This is a genomic window from Streptomyces sp. NPDC006368, assembly GCF_040612535.1.
GTDB lineage: Bacteria > Actinomycetota > Actinomycetes > Streptomycetales > Streptomycetaceae > Streptomyces.
Genome location: NZ_JBEXQK010000002.1, coordinates 292,691 through 311,092, shown reverse-complemented (window position 1 = coordinate 311,092; position 18,402 = coordinate 292,691). Strand labels below are relative to the sequence as shown.

Annotated in this window: 18 protein-coding genes; 11 read left to right on the top strand and 7 right to left on the bottom strand. The window is 72.4% G+C overall.

Translation table 11 applies throughout. The annotated features are described in order from the left end of the window. Positions 1-105: 105 nt before the first annotated feature. Genes ABZZ38_RS03260 through paaA form a run of 5 tightly spaced genes read right to left on the bottom strand, consistent with a single transcriptional unit; the run spans position 106 to position 3,756 of the window. On the bottom strand, positions 106-1,167 hold the full coding sequence (locus ABZZ38_RS03260; protein WP_356735151.1) for a 2Fe-2S iron-sulfur cluster-binding protein: 1,062 nt from the start codon (positions 1,165-1,167) through the stop codon (positions 106-108). After that, entirely contained in the window at positions 1,168-1,794 is a 627-nt protein-coding gene (gene paaD / locus ABZZ38_RS03255; RefSeq protein ID WP_356735149.1) for a 1,2-phenylacetyl-CoA epoxidase subunit PaaD, read from the bottom strand. After that, positions 1,788-2,510: a 1,2-phenylacetyl-CoA epoxidase subunit PaaC gene (gene paaC, locus ABZZ38_RS03250; protein WP_356735147.1), complete on the bottom strand. Its 723-nt coding sequence runs from the start codon at positions 2,508-2,510 to the stop codon at positions 1,788-1,790. The genes paaD and paaC overlap by 7 nt, the downstream gene beginning before the upstream one ends. Further along, a complete protein-coding gene (gene paaB / locus ABZZ38_RS03245) occupies positions 2,507-2,794 on the bottom strand; it encodes a 1,2-phenylacetyl-CoA epoxidase subunit PaaB (protein ID WP_356735145.1) in 288 nt (95 codons plus the stop codon). The genes paaC and paaB overlap by 4 nt, the downstream gene beginning before the upstream one ends. Continuing rightward, on the bottom strand, positions 2,791-3,756 hold the full coding sequence (gene paaA / locus ABZZ38_RS03240; protein ID WP_356735143.1) for a 1,2-phenylacetyl-CoA epoxidase subunit PaaA: 966 nt from the start codon (positions 3,754-3,756) through the stop codon (positions 2,791-2,793). Before paaA ends, paaB begins: the two co-directional genes overlap by 4 nt. A 95-nt stretch (positions 3,757-3,851) precedes the next feature. Here paaA and ABZZ38_RS03235 point away from each other — a divergent pair, with 95 nt between their 5' ends. From ABZZ38_RS03235 to ABZZ38_RS03225, 3 genes are all read left to right on the top strand, one after another. Continuing rightward, positions 3,852-4,742 carry a DUF5819 family protein gene (locus ABZZ38_RS03235; protein WP_356735141.1) on the top strand — a complete coding sequence of 297 codons (891 nt, stop codon included), beginning with the start codon at positions 3,852-3,854 and terminating at the stop codon, positions 4,740-4,742. A gap of 122 nt (positions 4,743-4,864) precedes the next feature. Next, a complete protein-coding gene (locus tag ABZZ38_RS03230) occupies positions 4,865-6,082 on the top strand; it encodes an HTTM domain-containing protein (RefSeq protein ID WP_356735139.1) in 1,218 nt (405 codons plus the stop codon). Further along, complete coding sequence (locus tag ABZZ38_RS03225) at positions 6,079-6,762, top strand: TrmH family RNA methyltransferase (protein ID WP_356735137.1); 684 nt, start codon at positions 6,079-6,081, stop codon at positions 6,760-6,762. Before ABZZ38_RS03230 ends, ABZZ38_RS03225 begins: the two co-directional genes overlap by 4 nt. A gap of 44 nt (positions 6,763-6,806) precedes the next feature. On the opposite strand, the gene paaN is transcribed toward ABZZ38_RS03225, so the two are convergent. Continuing rightward, complete coding sequence (gene paaN, locus ABZZ38_RS03220; RefSeq protein ID WP_356735135.1) at positions 6,807-8,501, bottom strand: phenylacetic acid degradation protein PaaN; 1,695 nt, start codon at positions 8,499-8,501, stop codon at positions 6,807-6,809. 123 nt (positions 8,502-8,624) lie between these two features. Between paaN and ABZZ38_RS03215 the strand changes: the two genes are divergently transcribed. Next, positions 8,625-10,157: a 3-hydroxyacyl-CoA dehydrogenase gene (locus ABZZ38_RS03215; protein ID WP_356735133.1), complete on the top strand. Its 1,533-nt coding sequence runs from the start codon at positions 8,625-8,627 to the stop codon at positions 10,155-10,157. Next, on the top strand, positions 10,154-10,747 hold the full coding sequence (locus tag ABZZ38_RS03210) for a TetR/AcrR family transcriptional regulator (protein ID WP_356735131.1): 594 nt from the start codon (positions 10,154-10,156) through the stop codon (positions 10,745-10,747). Before ABZZ38_RS03215 ends, ABZZ38_RS03210 begins: the two co-directional genes overlap by 4 nt. 42 nt (positions 10,748-10,789) lie before the next feature. On the opposite strand, the gene ABZZ38_RS03205 is transcribed toward ABZZ38_RS03210, so the two are convergent. Beyond that, positions 10,790-11,302, bottom strand: coding sequence for an Lrp/AsnC family transcriptional regulator (locus ABZZ38_RS03205; protein WP_356735291.1), 513 nt, complete (start codon positions 11,300-11,302; stop codon positions 10,790-10,792). Positions 11,303-11,499: 197 nt separating this feature from the next. Here ABZZ38_RS03205 and pdhA point away from each other — a divergent pair, with 197 nt between their 5' ends. From pdhA to ABZZ38_RS03175, 6 genes are all read left to right on the top strand, one after another. After that, positions 11,500-12,633, top strand: a complete 1,134-nt coding sequence (pdhA, locus tag ABZZ38_RS03200) for a pyruvate dehydrogenase (acetyl-transferring) E1 component subunit alpha (RefSeq protein ID WP_356735130.1) — start codon at positions 11,500-11,502, stop codon at positions 12,631-12,633. Beyond that, on the top strand, positions 12,633-13,661 hold the full coding sequence (locus ABZZ38_RS03195; protein WP_356735128.1) for an alpha-ketoacid dehydrogenase subunit beta: 1,029 nt from the start codon (positions 12,633-12,635) through the stop codon (positions 13,659-13,661). Before pdhA ends, ABZZ38_RS03195 begins: the two co-directional genes overlap by 1 nt. Continuing rightward, positions 13,661-15,094, top strand: coding sequence for a dihydrolipoamide acetyltransferase family protein (locus ABZZ38_RS03190; RefSeq protein WP_356735126.1), 1,434 nt, complete (start codon positions 13,661-13,663; stop codon positions 15,092-15,094). The genes ABZZ38_RS03195 and ABZZ38_RS03190 overlap by 1 nt, the downstream gene beginning before the upstream one ends. A 150-nt stretch (positions 15,095-15,244) precedes the next feature. Next, positions 15,245-16,087, top strand: coding sequence for an NTP transferase domain-containing protein (locus ABZZ38_RS03185; RefSeq protein ID WP_356735124.1), 843 nt, complete (start codon positions 15,245-15,247; stop codon positions 16,085-16,087). After that, a complete protein-coding gene (locus ABZZ38_RS03180) occupies positions 16,084-17,313 on the top strand; it encodes a molybdopterin molybdotransferase MoeA (protein WP_356735122.1) in 1,230 nt (409 codons plus the stop codon). Before ABZZ38_RS03185 ends, ABZZ38_RS03180 begins: the two co-directional genes overlap by 4 nt. Positions 17,314-17,333: 20 nt before the next feature. Continuing rightward, positions 17,334-18,401, top strand: coding sequence for a potassium channel family protein (locus ABZZ38_RS03175; protein WP_356735121.1), 1,068 nt, complete (start codon positions 17,334-17,336; stop codon positions 18,399-18,401). The last annotated feature ends 1 nt before the right edge of the window (position 18,402 follow it).

Sequence of the window (18,402 nt, the reverse complement as noted above, 5' to 3'; positions counted from 1 at the left end):
CCCGCCCGGGGGTCACCCGGCCGCCGTGCCGCCCCGCGGACCCGCCGCTGGGGCGGCCCGGGCTTCCGGGTCGGCCGGGCTTCTGGGCCGACCCGGCACATGAGCTCAGCGGTCGAAGTCGAGCTCCACCTCCGACGTGACCGGGTGGGACTGACAGGCCAGGACGTAACCCGCTTCCGTCTCCTCGGGCTCCAGCGCGTAGTTGCGGTCCATCCGCACCTCGCCGCTGACCAGGAATGCCCGGCAGGTCCCGCAAACGCCGCCCTTGCAGGCGTACGGCGCGTCCGCACGCACCCGCAGCACCGTCTCCAGCAGGGTCTCCGTCTCCCGCACCGGCCAGGTACCGGACCTGCCGTCCAGCGTCGCGGTGAGCGTGGCGTGCGCGGCCACCGCGCCGGCCCGGACGGCGGCGGGTGTCGAGCCGTCGTCCACATGGAAGATCTCCTGGTGGATGCGGCCGCGATCCACACCGAGCCACCGTAGCGCCCGCTCGGCGCCCTGGACGAGCCCGAAGGGCCCGCACAGGTACCAGCCGTCGACCTCGTCGACCGTCAGCAGCCGCGGCAGCAGCCCGGTCAGCCGCTCCCGGTCCAGCCGACCGGAGGGCAGCCCCGCCTGCTGCTCCTCCCGGGACAACACGGTGACCAGCTGGAAGCGGTCGGGGAAGCGGTCCTTCAGGTCGGCGACCTCATCGAGGAACATCGCCGAGGCGGCGGTGCGGTCACTGCGTATCAGGCAGAACCGTGCCTCCGGCTCCCGCTCCAGCACCGTCGTTGCCATGGACAGAACCGGGGTGATGCCGCTGCCGCCGACGATCGCCGCGAAGTGACCGGGGCGCGGCGCCAGCAGGAACCGGCCCATCGGCTCCATGACCTCCACCGTGTCACCGGCGGCCAGGTCCTTCAGCGCGTACGTCGAGAACTCACCGCCGTCCACCAGCCGGATGGCCACCCGCACCACCGGGTCCACTCCGGGCGGGGCGGCGGGGGAGCAGATGGAGTACGTACGGCGGATCTCCTCGCCGCCCGGCGTGGCGCGGCGCAGCGTCACGTGCTGACCGGGGGTGTGGCGGAAGGCCTCGCGCAGCTCGGGCGGCACGGCGAAGGTGACGGCCACCGAGTCGTCCGTGAGCCGCTCGACCTCGCTCACCCGGAGCGGGTGGAACATCTACAACTCCTTGAAGTGGTCGAACGGTTCACGGCAGGCGGTGCAGCGGCGCAGCGCCTTGCAGGCGGTGGAGGAGAACCGGCTCAGCAGCTCGGTGTCGGTCGAGCCGCAGTGCGGGCAGCGGATGGCGAGCGTGAGCGGCACCGGTCCGCCGGCCGTGCGGTCCGCCGGGCCCTGCGGGCGGGGCGGGGCTATGCCGAACTCCAACAGCTTGCGCCGGCCCTCCGCGCTGATGTCGTCGGTCGACCAGGCAGGGGAGAGGACGGTCATCACCGTCACGTCCGGTACGCCGTGGTCGTGCAGCACCCGTTCGATGTCGGAAGACATCGCCTCGATCGCCGGGCACCCGGTGTACGTCGGGGTCAGCCGCACCTCGACGCTGCCGGGCCCGCGGACGTGCACGCCGCGCAGCACCCCGAGCTCCTCCAGCGACAGCACGGGCAGCTCCGGATCGGGCACCGCACCGGCCAGTCGGCTCAGCTCCTCCTCGAGCGCCGTGAGGGAGGTCTCCCCGGGAGCCGTCGCGGCCCCGGCCCCGGCTCCGGTCCCGCACCCGGCCCCGGTCGCGGCGGGCGCGGTCCCGGTCGGTGTCGTCGGCTCCGACGCGCGCGCCGTGCCGGTCACCATGTCGCGCCCGGGTGGCTGCGGTGCAGGTGCTGCATCTCGGCGAGCATCCGGCCGAACGACTCCGTGTGCAGGCCCTGCCGCCCGGCGCCCGCGCTCCAGGCGCCGCTGCGCGGACCCTCCGGCACGGTGAGCGTGGCCCGCTCCAGGACCGCCGTGACCGAGGTCAGCCAGTCGGCCTCCAGCTCCCGCCAGTCGATGTCCAGGCCTTCCACCGGCTGGAACGGCTCACCGGTGAAGCGCCACAGCGCCTCGCAGGCCCGCCGCATCCGTTGGTGGCTCTCGGCGGTGCCGTCACCGAGTCGCAGCGTCCACTGCTCGGCGTGGTCCTGGTGGTAGGCGACCTCCTTGACCGCCTTCGCCGCGAGCCCGGCGAGATCGCCCTGACCCGTGGATGCCAGGCGCCCGTAGAGCAGCCGTTGATAGGTGGAGAAGTACAGCTGGCGGGCGATGGTGTGGGCGAAGTCGCCGTTCGGCTGCTCGACCAACTGGACGTTGCGGAAGGCGCGCTCCTCGCGCAGATACGCCAGCTCGTCCTCGTCGCCCACCAGGGAGAGCAGCACCCGGGCCTGACCGAGCAGGTCGAGCGCGATGTTGGCGAGCGCGACCTCCTCCTCCAGCGCGGGGGCGTGGCCGGCCCACTCACCCAGCCGGTGCGACAGCACCAGCGCGTCGTCGCCGAGGGCGAGCACCGCCGCGGCGTTCACCGTCGTCGTCACAGGTGCTGCACCCCCTCGGGGATGTCGTAGAAGGTCGGGTGCCGGTACGGCTTGTCCGCGGCCGGTTCGAAGAACGGGTCCTTCTCGTCGGGAGAGGACGCGGTGATGGCGGCGGACGGCACCACCCACAGGGAGACGCCCTCGCTGCGCCGGGTGTACAGGTCGCGGGCGTTGCGCAGGGCCATCTCCGCGTCCGGGGCGTGCAGGCTTCCCGCATGGGTGTGGGACAGCCCGCGCCTGGAGCGCACGAACACCTCCCACAGCGGCCAGTCGCTGGTCGTCATGAAGTCGCCTCCCCGTGCTTCGCGGCGTACGCCGCCGCCGCTTCCCTGACCCAGGCGCCCTCTTCGTGCGCCCGGCGCCGCTGGGTGATCCGCTGTTCGTTGCAGGGCCCGTTGCCCTTGAGGACGTCCCAGAACTCCGCCCAGTCGATGGGACCGAAGTCGTAGTGCCCGCGCTCCTCGTTCCACCGCAGATCCGGGTCGGGGAGGGTGAGCCCGAGCGCCTCCGCCTGCGGGACGCAGATGTCGACGAAACGCTGGCGCAGCTCGTCGTTGGAGTGCCGCTTGATCTTCCAGGCCATCGACTGCGCCGAGTGCGCCGACTCGTCGTCCGGCGGCCCGAACATCATGAGCGACGGCCACCACCAGCGGTCCACCGCGTCCTGCGCCATCGCGTGCTGCTCGGGTGTGCCGCGCGAGAGGGCGAGCAGCGCTTCGTACCCCTGGCGCTGGTGGAAGGACTCCTCCTTGCAGACGCGGACCATCGCGCGGGCGTAAGGGCCGTACGAGCAGCGGCACAGCGGGACTTGGTTGGTGATCGCCGCACCGTCCACGAGCCAGCCGATGGCACCGACGTCCGCCCAGGTCAGCGTGGGGTAGTTGAAGATCGAGGAGTACTTCTGGCGGCCGGAGTGGAGCTTGTCGAGCAGCTCGTCGCGACCCACTCCGAGCGTCTCGGCGGCGCTGTAGAGGTACAGGCCGTGACCGGCCTCGTCCTGGACCTTGGCGATCAGGATCGCCTTGCGCCGCAGGGAGGGCGCGCGGGTGATCCAGTTCGCCTCGGGCTGCATGCCGATGATCTCGGAGTGCGCGTGCTGGGCGATCTGCCGGACGAGTGAGGCGCGGTACGCGTCAGGCATCCAGTCGCGTGGCTCGATCCGCTCGTCGGCGGCCACGGCGGCGTCGAACATCGCCTCGTACGCCTGCTCCGCGTCCGTAGTAACTGCCGTGGACACTGCCGTCATCAGGCCCCCTACCGACCGATCGTTCGGTTGAATGACTTCAATGGTGGGTCGGCGGCCCGTATGGTGTCAACCCTGTGGATAACTGCGGTGGATCGATGCGGATGGATGCGGATCGGGGCGGGATGGACGCGTACGACAACGGGAGCGGGCGCATCGGGCCACCGCCGAACTCCCGGGACGGTGACCGGGCCCAGGCCGGAGACACCCCGGACCGGATGACCGGCCGCCCGGCGGCCACCGCCCCCGAGGCGCCGCGGCCCCCCGGGATATCCGCCGGCCTCCCCGGTGAGGCCGGCCGGCCGCCCCACTCCGGGCACGCGGTCCCCGGCGGGATAGCCGGGCTTTCTCTGCCGTATCAAGTGGTCGCCTCCGTCGCTCTGGCCGGTATCGCCGTCTTCGCCTGCTTCCACCTGGCCATGGTCTTTCTGCACGTCGCGCCGTCGAACACGCTCACGAAGCAGCACGGCAAAGCGGTGGACCAATGGGTCTTCCCCGAGTTCGAGCAGAACTGGAAGCTCTTCGCGCCCAACCCGCTCCAGCAGAACATCGCCGTTCACGTCCGCGCAGAGGTCACCGGCCCCGAGGGCAAGCGCCGGACCACCCCGTGGATCAACCTCTCGGCCGACGACGGCGAGGCCATCCGGGGCAACCTCCTCCCGAGCCATGTCAACCAGAACGAGCTGCGCCGCGGCTGGGACTTCTTCGTGAACACGCACACCGGCGACAACCGCCCCAACGGCCTGCGCGGCGAGCTCTCCGAGCGCTACATCCGCCGTATCGCGATGCTCCGCCTGGAGGCCCACGACCTCGGCGGCCGGATCGAGCGGATCCAGCTGCGCTCCTCCACACGGGGCATCGACGCGCCCGCGTGGAGCAAGGAGAGGACCGACACCCGGGCCTACTACCGCACGCTCCCCTGGTGGACGGTGACCGCCGCCGACCTGCCGGAAGCCGCGAACGGCGGCCGTACGGAGGCGGACCGGTGAACCCGACGACATCCGGCGCCGCATCCGGCGCTCCGGCACCCGGCGCTCCGGCACCCGGTGCTCCTGCCTCCGCGGGCGCTCCTGCCTCCGCGGGCGACGTTCCTGCCTCCGACGGGGCTCCCGTGCCCGGCCGGGCGTCCGGCCCGGGGACGCCCGACCGCCGGCTCGCCCGAGCCATCCAGCGCGTCACCGCCACGGCCCTCGGCCCGTACCAGACCGCCGTCGTCCGCATCGGCTTCGCCGCCGCCTGGCTGTTCTTCCTGCTGCGCGAACTCCCCCACCGCCGTGAGCTGTACGGCCCCGATGGCCCCTGGTCGTGGGAGATGGGCCGGCAGCTGATCGCGAACAACCGGTCGTTCACCGTCCTGATGTGGTCGGACAGCGCGATCTGGTTCGAGATCGTGTACGCGGTGGCCATGCTCTCCAGCGTGCTGCTGCTTATCGGCTGGCGCACCCGGACCGTGTCCGTGCTGTTCATGGTCGGGGTGCTGTCGCTCCAGAACCGCTCCATCTTCATGGGCGACGGCGGCGACAACGTCATCCACCTCGTGGCGATCTACCTCGTCCTCACCCGCTGCGGACAGGTCTGGTCCCTGGACGCCCGCCGGGCCCGGCGCACCGCGCAGGCGGCCTCCGGCCGGTCCCGGGACCTTGTCGGCCCCACCCTCTGGATCGTGCTGGGATGCGGTCTGGTGGCGGCCACCCTGCTCGGTGACCGCACCGGTGAGACCTGGATGCTGGTGCTCCTGTGGCTGCTGTGGGTGGCGCAGGGGCTGTGGTGGGTGGCGTGCCGGTACGCGCCGGGCGAGCCGCGCGTACTGCTCGACGTCCTGGCCAACCTGACCCACAACGCCGCCCTCGCCGTGATCATGGCCGAGGTCTGTCTGATCTACGCCACGGCCGGCTGGTACAAGATCCAGGGCTCGCGCTGGCAGGACGGCACCGCGCTGTACTACCCGCTCCGGCTGGACTACTTCACACCCTGGCCGTTCCTCTCCGACCTCCTCGCCGGCAGTGGTGTCATCGTGATGCTGCTGACCTACGGCACGGTCATCGTCCAGGTCGCCTTCCCCTTCACCCTGTTCAACCGGCGGGTCAAGAACGTCCTGCTCGTCGCGATGATGCTGGAGCACGCGGGTATCGCGCTGCTGCTCGGGCTGCCGTTCTTCTCGCTCGCCATGATCGCCGCCGATGCCGTTTTCCTGCCGACGGTCTTCCTGCTGTGGCTCGGCGGCCGGGTCCGGCGCGGCCGTGAGCGGCTGCGGCCGGTTGCGCGCCGGCCGGTGCCCGGGCAGCGGCGTACGGCCGAGGAGCACGCTCCGCGTACTCTCGTCGGGTGAGCAGCGAGACCCGGACGGACGCCCCCACGGGCGTCGAGCCCCTCCAGTACGACGACGGCTACGGCCCCGAGGTCGGCGTCGGACCGCACCCCCGGCCCTGGCCGGAGGGCGAGCGGTACGACCCCGAGCTGCTCGCCGGAGGCGACCGGCGCAACGTCGTCGACCGGTACCGGTACTGGACACGCGAGGCGATCGTCGCCGACCTGGACACCCGGCGCCACGACTTCCATGTCGCCGTGGAGAACTGGGGCCACGACTTCAACATCGGCTCGGTCGTGCGCACCGCCAACGCCTTCCTGGCGAAGGAGATCCACATCGTGGGCCGCAGGCGCTGGAACCGGCGCGGTGCGATGGTCACCGACCGGTACCAGCATGTGCGCCACCACCCGGGCACCGAGTCGCTGACCGCGTGGGCCGCCGCCGAGGGGCTGCCCATCATCGGCATCGACAACCTCCCGGGGGCGGTCCCCCTGGAGCGCACCGAGCTGCCGCGCCGCTGCGTGCTGCTGTTCGGGCAGGAAGGGCCGGGCCTCACGGAGGAGGCCCGTGAGCACGCGGCCATGGTCTGCTCGATCGCCCAGTTCGGCTCCACCCGGTCGATCAACGCGGGCGCCGCCGCGGCGATCGCCATGCACGCCTGGGTGCAGCGGTACGCGGAGATCGCCGCGCCGGAGGCGTAGCCCCGGGCGCCGGCTACGCCGGTCCGGGGCCGCCCCTGGAGCCGTTACGCCGGGCGCCGCACCTCGACCACGCGGAAGCGGTTCGCCACGAAGGCCGCGTCGCACAGGGCGGCGTTCGCCGCCGGGTTGCCGCCGGAGCCGTGGAAGTCGGAGAAGGCCGCCGTCTGGTTGACGTACACCCCGCCCGTCAGGTTCAGCGACAGCTGCGCCGACTCCTCCAGGCAGACCTCCTCGACCGCCCGCTCGACCTCCGCCGAGGTGGTGTAGGCGCCGACGGTCATCGCGCCCTTCTCGCGCACCGTGCGCCGCAGCAGCTCCAGCGCGTCGGCGGTCGAGTCGACCAAGACCGCGAAGGCCACCGGTCCGAAGCACTCCGACATGTACGCCGCCTCCGCGTCGGGCTTGGCGCCGTCCAGCTTGACGATCACGGGCGTGCGGACAACCGCGTCCGGGAAGTCGGGGTTCGCGACCTCGCGGGAGGCCAGGGCGACCTCGCCGAGCCCGGACGCCGCTTCCAGGCGGGCCTTGACCTCCGGGTTGACCAGGGCGCCCAGCAGGGCGTTCGCCCGGGCGTCGTCGCCCAGCAGCCCCTCCACCGCGCCCGCCACGTCGGTGACCACCTCGTCGTACGACTTCGGTCCGGCGTCCGTGGAGATGCCGTCGCGCGGAATGAGCAGGTTCTGTGGGGTGGTGCACATCTGGCCGCTGTACAGGGAGAGGGAGAAGGCCAGGTTGGACAGCATGCCCTTGTAATCGTCGGTGGAGTCGACCACGACGGTGTTGACACCGGCCTTCTCCGTGTAGACCTGCGCCTGCCGCGCGTTGGCCTCCAGCCAGTCGCCGAAGGAGGTGGAGCCGGTGTAGTCGATGATCCGGATCTCGGGGCGGACCGCCAGCTCCTTGGCGATGCCCTCGCCCGGCCGCTCCACGGCCAGCGCCACGAGGTTCGGGTCGTACCCCGCCTCGGCCAGCACCTCGCGGGCCACCCGCACGGTCAGCGCCAGCGGCAGGACCGCGCGCGGGTGCGGCTTGACCAGGACCGGGTTGCCGGTGGCGAGGGAGGCGAACAGGCCGGGGTAGCCGTTCCACGTCGGGAAGGTGTTGCAGCCGATCAGCAGCGAGATGCCGCGCCCGGCCGGCGTGAACGTCTTGCGCAGCTCCAGCGGGTCTCGCTTGCCCTGCGGCTTGGACCAGTCGGCCGTCAGGGGCGTGCGCGTCTGCTCGGCGTACGCGTACGCCACGGCCTCCAGGCCGCGGTCCTGCGCGTGCGGCCCGCCCGCCTGGAACGCCATCATGAACGCCTGCCCGCTGGTGTGCATCACCGCGTGCGCGAACTCGTGCGTGCGGGCGCTGATCCGGGCCAGGATCTCCAGACACACCAGGGCACGGGTCTGCGGACCCGCGTCCCGCCAGGCGGCCATGCCGGCGCGCATCGCGGGAAGCAGGACGTCCACGTCGGCGTGCGGATACTCCACGCCCAACTCAGGGCCGTACGGAGACACTTCGCCGCCCGTCCAGCCGTCCGTGCCGGGCTGGTCCAGCTCGAAGCGGCTGTGCAGGGTCGCCTTGTGCGCCTCCAGGCCGTCGGCGGCGCTCAGCGAGCCGTTCTCTCCGTACGCCTTGGGGTGCTCCGGGTGCGGGGACCAGTAGGCCCGGGTGCGGATCGCCTCGAGGGCCTGGTCCAGGGTGGGCCGGTGCCTCTCGGACAGGTGGTCGGTGGTGAGCTGAGCGGCGGCCATGACGGACCAACTCCTCGTCGAGCTGGGCAGGGACAGGCGGACAGAGCTAGAGTAACCGAACGATCGGTCGGGACAAGGGGGCCTCCCGAACCTGTGGACAACTCATCGGGGAGGATCACTGTCATGACCGACAACAAGCCCGTCGAGCGCAGCCGCACCGTCGCCGTCGTCGGCACCGGCACCATGGGTCAGGGCATCGCCCAGGTCGCCCTCGTCGCCGGCCACCCCGTACGCCTCCACGACACCGTGCCCGGGCGCGCGCGGCAGGCCGCAGCCGCCATCACCGGACGGCTCGACCGGCTGGTCGAGAAGGGCCGCCTCGCCCCGGACGCGCGGGACGCCGCCACGGCACGCCTGTACCCGGCGGACACCCTCGATGACCTCGCCGACGCGGCCCTCGTCATCGAGGCGGTCGTCGAACAGCTGCCGGTCAAGCAGGAACTCTTCGCCGCGCTGGAGAAGATCGTCGCCGACGACTGTCTCCTCGCCACCAACACCTCATCGCTCTCCGTCACCGCCATCGCCGGAGCGCTGCGTCTGCCGGGCCGCTTCGTCGGCATGCACTTCTTCAATCCCGCCCCGCTGCTCCCCCTGGTCGAGATCGTCAGCGGCTTCGCCACCGACGCCACCGCCGCCACGCGCGCGTACGCCACGGCCAAGGAGTGGGGAAAGACACCGGTCCGCTGCACCGACACCCCGGGCTTCATCGTCAACCGCATCGCCCGCCCCTTCTACGCCGAGGCGCTGCGGCTCCACGAGGAGCGGGTCGCCGACCCGGCCACCATCGACGCCGTATTGCGCGAGTGCGGCGGCTTCAGGATGGGCCCCTTCGAGCTCACCGACCTCATCGGGCAGGACGTCAACGAAGCCGTGACGCGGTCCGTGTGGGAGTCCTTTTACCAGGACCCCAAGTTCACCCCGTCCCTCGCCCAGCGGCGCCTGGTCGAGTCGGGGCGCCTGGGCCGCAAGACGGGCCAGGGCTGGTACGCGCACGCCGACGGCGCCGAGCGCCCGCAGCCGCGAACCGAAGCCCCCGCGCCGGCGCCGGCGTCGGTCACCGTCCATGGCCACCTCGGCCACGCCGAGCCCCTCGTCCGCCTGATCCAAGAAGCCGGGATCAAGGTGCGCCGCCGCAAGCACGGCAGGCACCTCACCCTCCCCGGCGGCGGACAGCTGGGCCTCCCGGACGGCGAGACCGTCTTCGAGTACGAGGGCGACGAGATCATCTACTTCGACGTCGCCCACGACTACACCACGGCCACCAGGATCGCCCTCTCCACCGCCCCGACCACGTCTTCCGAGACCCTCCGGGAGGCCGTCGGCCTCTTCCAGGCGCTCGGCAAGGACGTCACGGTGATCGGCGACGTCCCCGGCATGATCGTCGCCCGTACGGTCGCGATGCTGATCGACCTCGCCGTGGACGCCGTCGACCGCGGCGTCGCCTCCGCCGAGGACATCGACACGGCCATGCGCCTGGGCGTCAACTACCCGGCCGGGCCGTCCGAATGGGCCGCCCGGCTCGGCTACGCGTACGTGTCCGAACTGCTCGGCGCGCTGCACGAGCGGTACCCGACCGGCCGTTACGCCCCCTGCCTCGGCCTCCGGCGCATGGAGCACGAGGAGAGGGCCGCGATGAAGGACCAGGACATCCGATGACCACCGCCAAGCGCGACACGTACACCCCCGAGACGCTGCTCTCCGTCGCCGTCCGCGTCTTCAACGACCGCGGTTATGACGGCACGTCCATGGAGCACCTCTCCAAGGCGGCCGGCATCTCCAAGTCCTCGATCTACCACCACGTCGCGGGCAAGGAGGAACTGCTGCGGCGCGCCGTCAGCCGCGCGCTCGACGGTCTCTTCGCGGTCCTCGACGAGCCGGGCGCCGCGCGCGGACGGGCCGTAGAACGCGTCGAGTACGTGACGCGGCGCACCGTCGAGGTGCTCATGGACGAACTGCCCTACGTCACTCTGCTGCTGCGCGTACGGGGCAACACGACGACCGAGCGGTGGGCCCTGGAGCGGCGCCGCGAGTTCGACCACCGCGTCGCCGACCTGCTCAAAGCCGCCGCAGCCGACGGGGACCTCCGCGACGACGTGGACATACGGCTCGCCACCCGGCTGCTGTTCGGCATGATCAACTCGCTGGTGGAGTGGTACCGGCCCCAACCGGGCGGCGACACCGACCGGCAGCAGCTCGTCGACACCGTCGTACGGCTCGCCTTCGACGGGCTGCGCACCGGGCACTGACAGCGGACGGGTGTCTCCCCGAGCTGCCGGATCTCTCGTCCGTCAGATCTCGTCGGTCAGGGCCCGTCGCTGCACATCCGTCTCCTCGAAGACCAGCAGCGTCCGCGTGGAGAGCACCTCCGGAATCGCCTGGAGCCTGGTCAGGACCAGCTCGCGCAGGGTGCGGTTGTCCGGCGTGTGCACCAGCAGCAGCACGTCGAAGTCGCCGCTCACCAGGGCGATGTGCGCCGCCCCCGGCAGCGCCTGCAACTGCTCGCGCACCGTGCGCCAGGAGTTCTGCACGATCTTGAGAGTGATGTACGCGGAGGCCCCCTGGCCCGCCCGCTCGTGGTTGACCCGCGCGCTGAATCCGCGTATCACGCCGTCGTCGATGAGCCGGTTGATCCGCGCGTAGGCGTTGGCACGCGACACATGGACCCGGTCGGCCACGGAGCGTATCGAAGCGCGACCATCCGTTTGGAGGATCCGCAGGATGTCTCGGTCGATCGCGTCCAGCGGGCGTGGCGCCTCGTCCGGCTCACCGCCCGCCGGTCTCTGCTCCCGGCCCTCGGCCATTTGTTCAGCTGCCATGTCCCCCCGCCTCTCTCGCATGGACGACCTGCCTCCATCCCAGGCTGTGGAGAACCGTTTGTCCACAGGGTGAAGGCGCCTGTAGCCAAAATGGATCCACGACCGAACAATCGGTAGGTGAGGCGCGTCACAGTCGCGCCCCCCTTCGGGTTCCATGCCCGCTCCCACGAGGAGGTGCTGTCATGACGGTCCAAGAGCTGCCCGGTGCGGCCCCTTACCGGCCCACCCCGCCCCCGGCGTGGAAGCCGCGCACCGACCCCGCACCGCTGCTCCCGGACCCCGAGCCGTACCGGGTCCTCGGCACGGACGCCGTGGCCGGGTTCTCCCCCGAGCTGCTGCGCCGGCTGTACGCCGAGCTGGTGCGCGGCCGCCGGTACAACACTCAGGCGACGGCCCTCACCAAGCAGGGCAGGCTCGCGGTGTACCCGTCCAGCACCGGCCAGGAGGCCTGCGAGGTCGCCGCCGCGCTCGTCCTGGAGGACCGGGACTGGCTCTTCCCCTCGTACCGCGACACCCTCGCCGCCGTGGCGCGTGGGCTCGACCCCGTACAGGCCCTGACCCTGCTGCGGGGCGACTGGCACACCGGGTACGACCCGCGCGAGCACCGCATCGCCCCGCTGTGCACCCCACTCGCCACCCAGCTGCCGCACGCGGTGGGCCTGGCCCACGCCGCCCGCCTCAAGGGCGACGACGTGGTCGCGCTCGCCATGGTCGGCGACGGCGGCACCAGCGAGGGCGACTTCCATGAGGCGCTCAACTTCGCGGCTGTCTGGCAGGCACCGGTCGTCTTCCTCGTGCAGAACAACGGCTTCGCCATCTCCGTGCCGCTCGCCAAGCAGACCGCGGCGCCGTCCCTGGCCCACAAGGCCGTCGGGTACGGCATGCCGGGCCGGCTCGTCGACGGCAACGACGCGGCCGCGGTGCACCAGGTCCTGTCCGAGGCGGTGGCCCGCGCCCGGCGCGGCGGCGGACCGACGCTCGTGGAGGCCGTGACGTACCGCATCGACGCCCACACCAACGCCGACGACGCGACGAGGTACCGGGGCGACGGCGAGGTGGAGACGTGGCGCGCCCACGACCCGATCCGCCTGCTGGAGGGCGAGTTGACCGAGCGGGGTCTGCTCGACGAGGACGGCATACGGCAGGCGGCGGAGCAGGCCGAGACCATGGCGGTGCGGCTGCGCGAGCGGATGAACGCGGACGCGCCGCTCGAACCGATGGACCTGTTCGCGCATGTCTTCGCCGAGCAGACGGCACAACTGCGGGAGCAGGCGGCGCAGTTGCGTGCCGAGCTCGACGCCGAGAGCGAGGCGTGATGACGACCGTGGCACCCACGTCCACGACCAGGAAACCGGCCAAGCCCGCCACCATGGCCCAGGCCCTGCAGCGCGCCATGCGCGACGCGATGGCCGAGGACCCGACCGTCCACGTCCTGGGCGAGGACGTCGGCACCCTCGGTGGGGTCTTCCGGGTCACGGACGGGCTCGCCAAGGAGTTCGGCGAGGACCGCTGCACGGACACCCCGCTCGCCGAGGCCGGGATCCTGGGGACGGCCGTCGGCATGGCGATGTACGGGCTGCGCCCGGTCGTCGAGATGCAGTTCGACGCCTTCGCCTACCCGGCGTTCGAGCAGCTGATCAGCCACGTCGCGCGGATGCGCAACCGTACGCGCGGCGCGATGCCGATGCCGCTGGTGGTGCGCGTGCCGTACGGCGGTGGGATCGGCGGCGTCGAGCACCACAGCGACTCGTCCGAGGCGTACTACATGGCGACTCCGGGGCTCCATGTCGTCACGCCCGCGACCGTCGACGACGCGTACGGGCTGCTGCGGGCGGCGATCGCCTCCGACGACCCGGTGGTCTTCCTGGAGCCGAAGCGGCTCTACTGGTCGAAGGCCGAGTGGTCGCCGGACGCGCCGACGGCGGTGGAGCCCATCGGGCGCGCGATGGTGCGGCGCACGGGGCGCAGCGCCACACTCATCACGTACGGGCCGTCCGTGCCGGTCTGCCTGGAGGCCGCGGAGGCGGCACGGGCGGAGGGCTGGGACCTGGAGGTCGTCGACCTGCGGTCGCTGGTGCCGTTCGACGACGAGACGGTGTGCGCGTCCGTCCGGCGCACGGGGCGCGCGGTCGTCGTCCACGAGTCGTCCGGCTTCGGCGGGCCCGGCGGCGAGATCGCCGCTCGCGTCACGGAGCGCTGCTTCCACCATCTGGAGGCGCCGGTGCTGCGGGTGGCCGGGTTCGACATCCCGTATCCGCCGCCGATGCTGGAGCGGCACCATCTGCCCGGTGTGGACCGGGTGCTGGACGCGGTGGCGCGACTGCAGTGGGAGGCGGGGAGCTGATGGCCCGGGTTCTGGAGTTCAAGCTGCCGGACCTCGGCGAAGGACTCACCGAGGCGGAGATCGTACGGTGGCTGGTCGACGTCGGGGACGTCGTCGCCGTCGACCAGCCGGTCGTCGAGGTCGAGACCGCGAAGGCGATGGTGGAGGTGCCGTGCCCGTACGGGGGCGTGGTGACCGCGCGGTTCGGTGAGGAGGGCACGGAACTGCCCGTCGGCGCGCCGCTGTTGACGGTGGCGGTCGGCGCGGCGGAGACGGTGGCCTCTCCGGGCGCCCCCGGGGAGGCGGCGCCGAGCGCGCGGGCGGCTGCGGACGGGCACGCCGCGGCGGGCCCGGGTGCGGGCCCCGAAGCGGCTCCGGGTGCGGGTTCGGGTGCGGCGGGCTCCTCCGACGAGGGGTCGGGGAACGTCCTCGTCGGGTATGGGACGGGCGCGCCCGTGGCCCGCCGCCGTCGGGTCCGGGCGGCGCAGGCCGCGCTCGCGGTGAACGGTTCGGCGTCCGTCGTCGATGCTGCCGTACCGCCGGCGCCGGTCGCCGTGGCGGCCCCTCCGGATGGACCGGTGCCGGTGATCTCGCCGCTCGTACGGAGACTGGCCCGCGAACGCGGCATCGACCTGCGGCAGTTGCGCGGCTCCGGACCGGACGGGCTCATCCTGCGCGCGGATGTGGAACGGGCGACGGCCAAGCCGGCGACCACCGAGCTGACAGCGGCGGAGCCGACCGCCGTCCCGGCCCCCGTGACCGTGGCAGGGGAGCGGGTGCCACTGCGCGGGGTACGCGGCGCGGTCGCCGACAAGATGGTCCGCAGCCGCCACGAGATCCCCGACGCGACCTGCTGGGTCGACGCGGACGCCACCGAGCTGATGGCCGCGCGCACCGCCATGAACGCGGCCGGCGGGCCCAAGATCTCCCTGCTCGCGCTGCTGGCCCGTGTCTGCACGGCCGCACTCGCCCGCTACCCGGAGCTGAACGCGACGGTGGACACGCAGGCACGGGAGATCGTCCGCCTGCCCGAGGTGCATCTGGGTTTCGCCGCCCAGACCGACCGGGGCCTGGTCGTCCCCGTCGTACGCGAGGCGCACACCCGCACGGCGGAGTCGCTGTCCGCGGAGTTCGCCCGGCTGACGGAGGCGGCACGGCAGGGAAAGCTGACCCCGGCGGACCTGACGGGCGGGACGTTCACCCTGAACAACTACGGGGTGTTCGGGGTCGACGGCTCCACTCCGATCATCAACCACCCCGAGGCGGCGATGCTCGGTGTCGGACGGATCGTGCCCAAGCCATGGGTGCACCGGGGTGAGCTGGCCGTCCGCCAGGTCGTTCAGCTGTCGCTGACCTTCGATCACCGGGTGTGCGACGGCGGCACGGCGGGGGGCTTCCTGCGGTACGTGGCGGACTGCGTGGAGCAACCGGCGGTTCTGCTGCGCACGCTGTAGGACGCCCTGCCCCCGGACGGCCCGGGCTCCGGCCCCGGGCCGCCCCCCGGCCCGAACCCCCGGAGCCGACCCGAACCCCCGGAGCCGACCCGAGCCCCCCGGAACCGACCCGGGGGACCCCGCTGCCGAGGACGTGGCGATACTGGTGCGGTGACCCGATTCGACGTCGTCGTTCTTGCCGGAGGGGCCGCCAAGCGGCTCGGTGGGGCGGACAAGCCCGGGGTGAGCGTAGGGGGGCGCAGCCTGCTCGACCGGGTGCTGGGCGCCTGCCGGGAGGCCGGGCGTACCGTGGTCGTCGGCGGACGTCGGGCCACCGTGCGTCCCGTGGTGTGGGCGCGGGAGGAGCCGCCCGGTGGCGGGCCGCTGGCCGCGCTCGCGGCCGGGATGCGGCACGTCGAGGCCGACACCGTCCTCGTACTCAGTGGAGACCTGCCGTTCCTCGAGGTGCGCGACGTGAGGAAGCTGGTCGACGCGCTGGGCGACGGAAGCGCCGAAGGCGTGCTGTCCGTCGACCCCGAGGGCCGTGACCAACCGCTCGTCGCGGCATACCGCACCGAGCCGCTGATGCGTGAACTCGGCCTGCTGGCAGCGGAATACGGCACCCTGTCCGGTCTGCCGCTCCGGCTGCTCACCCAGGAACTGGACCTTGTGCGGCGTCCCGCGGAGCCCCTCGCGGCCTTCGACTGCGACACCTGGGAAGACATCGCCACGGCCCGGGCGCGGATCAGGGAGCATGGGACCGTGCTGGACGAATGGATCACCGCAGTCAAGGCCGAACTCGGCATCGAACTGGACGTCGACACCGGCGTCCTGCTCGACCTGGCCCGCGATGCCGCGCACGGCGTCGCCCGCCCCGCCGCGCCGCTCACCACCTTCCTGGTCGGTTACGCCGCCGCCCGGGCCGGCGGCGACGGCCCCCAAGCCGTCGCCGAGGCGGCGCGCAAGGCCGCCGCCCTCGCCGACCGCTGGGCGAACGAGGCCGGCCAGGAATGACCGGTCCGCAAGGCGAGGAAAGACACCGGGCCACGGCCTGGGGCGAGGCACGCGCCATCGCCGCGCGGGTGGGGCGGTCGGGGCCCGTGCGCTCGCGGCGACCGGCCCTGCCGGACGCCCTGGGCAGCGTGCTCGCCGAGCCGCTCGTCGCGCTCACCGACCTGCCGTCGTTCGACACCTCCGCGATGGACGGCTGGGCCGTCGCCGGGCCGGGCCCCTGGGCGGTCGCCGAGGGCGGTTCCGTGCTGGCCGGTCATGCGGCGGGGAGCGAACTGCCCGACGGCACGGCGGTACGGATCGCCACGGGAGCCCCTGTTCCGCCGGGCGCCACCGCCGTGATCCGCTCCGAGCACTCCCGTACGGGAGCGGACGGCGCCCGGTTGCACGCCGACCGTGACGTACTGCCCGGGCAGGACATCCGGCCGCGCGGCCAGGAGTGCCGCGCGGGCGACGAGTTGCTGCCCGCCGGCGTCCCCGTGACGCCCGCCCTGCTCGGCCTCGCCGCAGCCGCCGGTTACGACGAGCTGCCGGTCGTGCAGCGCCCGCTGGTGGAGGTGCTCGTCCTCGGTGACGAGCTGCTGACTGCCGGGCTCCCCCACGAGGGGCTCATCCGGGACGCCCTCGGCCCCATGCTCGGGCCCTGGCTGGGAGCGCTCGGCGGGCATGTCGTCACCACCCGGCGCATCGGGGACGACGCGGACGCACTGTATGCCGCGGTCACGGGCTCCCAGGCGGACGTGGTGATCACGACCGGCGGCACCGCGGCCGGCCCCGTCGACCACGTCCACCCCGTGTTGCGCAAAGCGGGTGCCGAGCTCCTGGTGGACGGGGTCAAGGTGCGCCCCGGCCACCCGATGCTGCTCGCCCGCCTCGCCCCGGACAGGCATCTGGTGGGGCTGCCCGGCAATCCGCTGGCCGCTGTATCCGGTCTCCTCACCCTCGCCGAGCCGCTGCTGCGCGGGCTGTCCGGCCGGCCGGCGCCGGAGCCGTACCGGCTGCCCGTACGCGACGAGGTGCACGGGCACCCGTATGACACCCGGCTCGTGCCGTTCGTGCGCCGGGCCGGGCACGCCGTGCCGCTGCACTACAACGGGCCCGCGATGCTGCGCGGCATCGCCGCCGCCGACGGGCTGGCGGTCGTCCCGCCCGGTGGCGCCGGGCCCGGTGACCTCCTCGACATCCTCGATCTGCCCTGGCCGTCGCCCACCGAAGGGTGTTTCACGTGAAACTTCCCGGCCATGACGCGATGGCTCGCCAAGCCGAGGAGCAGCTGGTCATCTCCCGGGTTCGGCTTCCCCGCCCGGTCGTCGAACGCCCGCTGCGGCAGGTGGCGAAACGGCTGCTGATGGCTCTGGTCGTGCTGGGGCTGACCGTTTTCATCGTCGCGATCGACAGGCGCGGTTACCACGACAACGCCGACGGCAGCGTCGATCTGCTCGACGCCGTCTACTACGCCACCGTGACCCTGTCCACGACCGGATACGGCGACATCGTGCCGCACAGCGACAGCGCGCGCCTCATCAACGTCCTGCTGGTGACGCCGCTGCGCGTGCTGTTCCTGATCATTCTTGTCGGTACCACTCTCGAGGTGCTCACCGAGCGCACTCGGGAGGAGTGGCGGCTGAACCGCTGGAGGTCCACGTTGCGCGACCACACCGTCGTCGTCGGATTCGGTACGAAGGGCAGGTCTGCGGTGCAGACGCTGTGTGCGACCGGTCTGAAGAGAGAACAGGTCGTCATCGTCGACCCGAGCAGCAAGGTGATCGAGGCGGCGAACGCCGATGGATTCGTCGGCGTCGTCGGTGACGCGACACGCAGCGATGTGCTGTTGCGCGCCGAGTTGCAGCGGGCCCGGCAGATCGTCGTGGCGACACAGCGCGACGACACGGCCGTGCTGGTGACCCTGACCGCGAGGCAGCTCAACCGCGGCGCGAAGATCGTGGCGGCGGTCCGGGAAGAGGAGAACGCGCCGCTGCTGCGGCAGTCGGGCGCCGACGCGGTGATCACGAGCGCGAGCGCGGCGGGCAGGCTGCTCGGACTGTCCGTGCTCAGCCCGAGCGCGGGCAGGGTGATGGAGGACCTGATCCAGTCCGGCAGCGGGCTCGATCTGGTGGAACGGCCGGTCATAAAGGGTGAGGTCGGCAAGAACGTGCGCGAGACCGGCGACCTGGTGGTGAGCGTGTTGCGAGGCCACCGGCTGCTCAGCTACGACGATCCGGTTGCCAGCCCGCTCCAGCTGACGGACCGGGTGATCACCATCGTGCGCGCCAAGCCGAGGACACCGCTCAGCACACCGGCGGACCAGCGGGAGTAGC

Bases quoted from the DNA above. Each gene is read 5' to 3' on its own strand.
- ABZZ38_RS03205 (WP_356735291.1), bottom strand. From the start codon at position 11,302: ATGGCCGAGGGCCGGGAGCAGAGACCGGCGGGCGGTGAGCCGGACGAG.
- paaD (WP_356735149.1), bottom strand. From the start codon at position 1,794: ATGGTGACCGGCACGGCGCGCGCGTCGGAGCCGACGACACCGACCGGG.
- ABZZ38_RS03215 (WP_356735133.1), top strand. From the start codon at position 8,625: ATGACCGACAACAAGCCCGTCGAGCGCAGCCGCACCGTCGCCGTCGTC.
- ABZZ38_RS03210 (WP_356735131.1), top strand. From the start codon at position 10,154: ATGACCACCGCCAAGCGCGACACGTACACCCCCGAGACGCTGCTCTCC.
- ABZZ38_RS03180 (WP_356735122.1), top strand. From the start codon at position 16,084: ATGACCGGTCCGCAAGGCGAGGAAAGACACCGGGCCACGGCCTGGGGC.
- ABZZ38_RS03190 (WP_356735126.1), top strand. From the start codon at position 13,661: ATGGCCCGGGTTCTGGAGTTCAAGCTGCCGGACCTCGGCGAAGGACTC.
- paaA (WP_356735143.1), bottom strand. From the start codon at position 3,756: ATGACGGCAGTGTCCACGGCAGTTACTACGGACGCGGAGCAGGCGTAC.
- paaB (WP_356735145.1), bottom strand. From the start codon at position 2,794: ATGACGACCAGCGACTGGCCGCTGTGGGAGGTGTTCGTGCGCTCCAGG.
- ABZZ38_RS03195 (WP_356735128.1), top strand. From the start codon at position 12,633: ATGACGACCGTGGCACCCACGTCCACGACCAGGAAACCGGCCAAGCCC.
- paaN (WP_356735135.1), bottom strand. From the start codon at position 8,501: ATGGCCGCCGCTCAGCTCACCACCGACCACCTGTCCGAGAGGCACCGG.
- ABZZ38_RS03175 (WP_356735121.1), top strand. From the start codon at position 17,334: ATGGCTCGCCAAGCCGAGGAGCAGCTGGTCATCTCCCGGGTTCGGCTT.
- ABZZ38_RS03260 (WP_356735151.1), bottom strand. From the start codon at position 1,167: ATGTTCCACCCGCTCCGGGTGAGCGAGGTCGAGCGGCTCACGGACGAC.
- ABZZ38_RS03235 (WP_356735141.1), top strand. From the start codon at position 3,852: ATGCGGATGGATGCGGATCGGGGCGGGATGGACGCGTACGACAACGGG.
- pdhA (WP_356735130.1), top strand. From the start codon at position 11,500: ATGACGGTCCAAGAGCTGCCCGGTGCGGCCCCTTACCGGCCCACCCCG.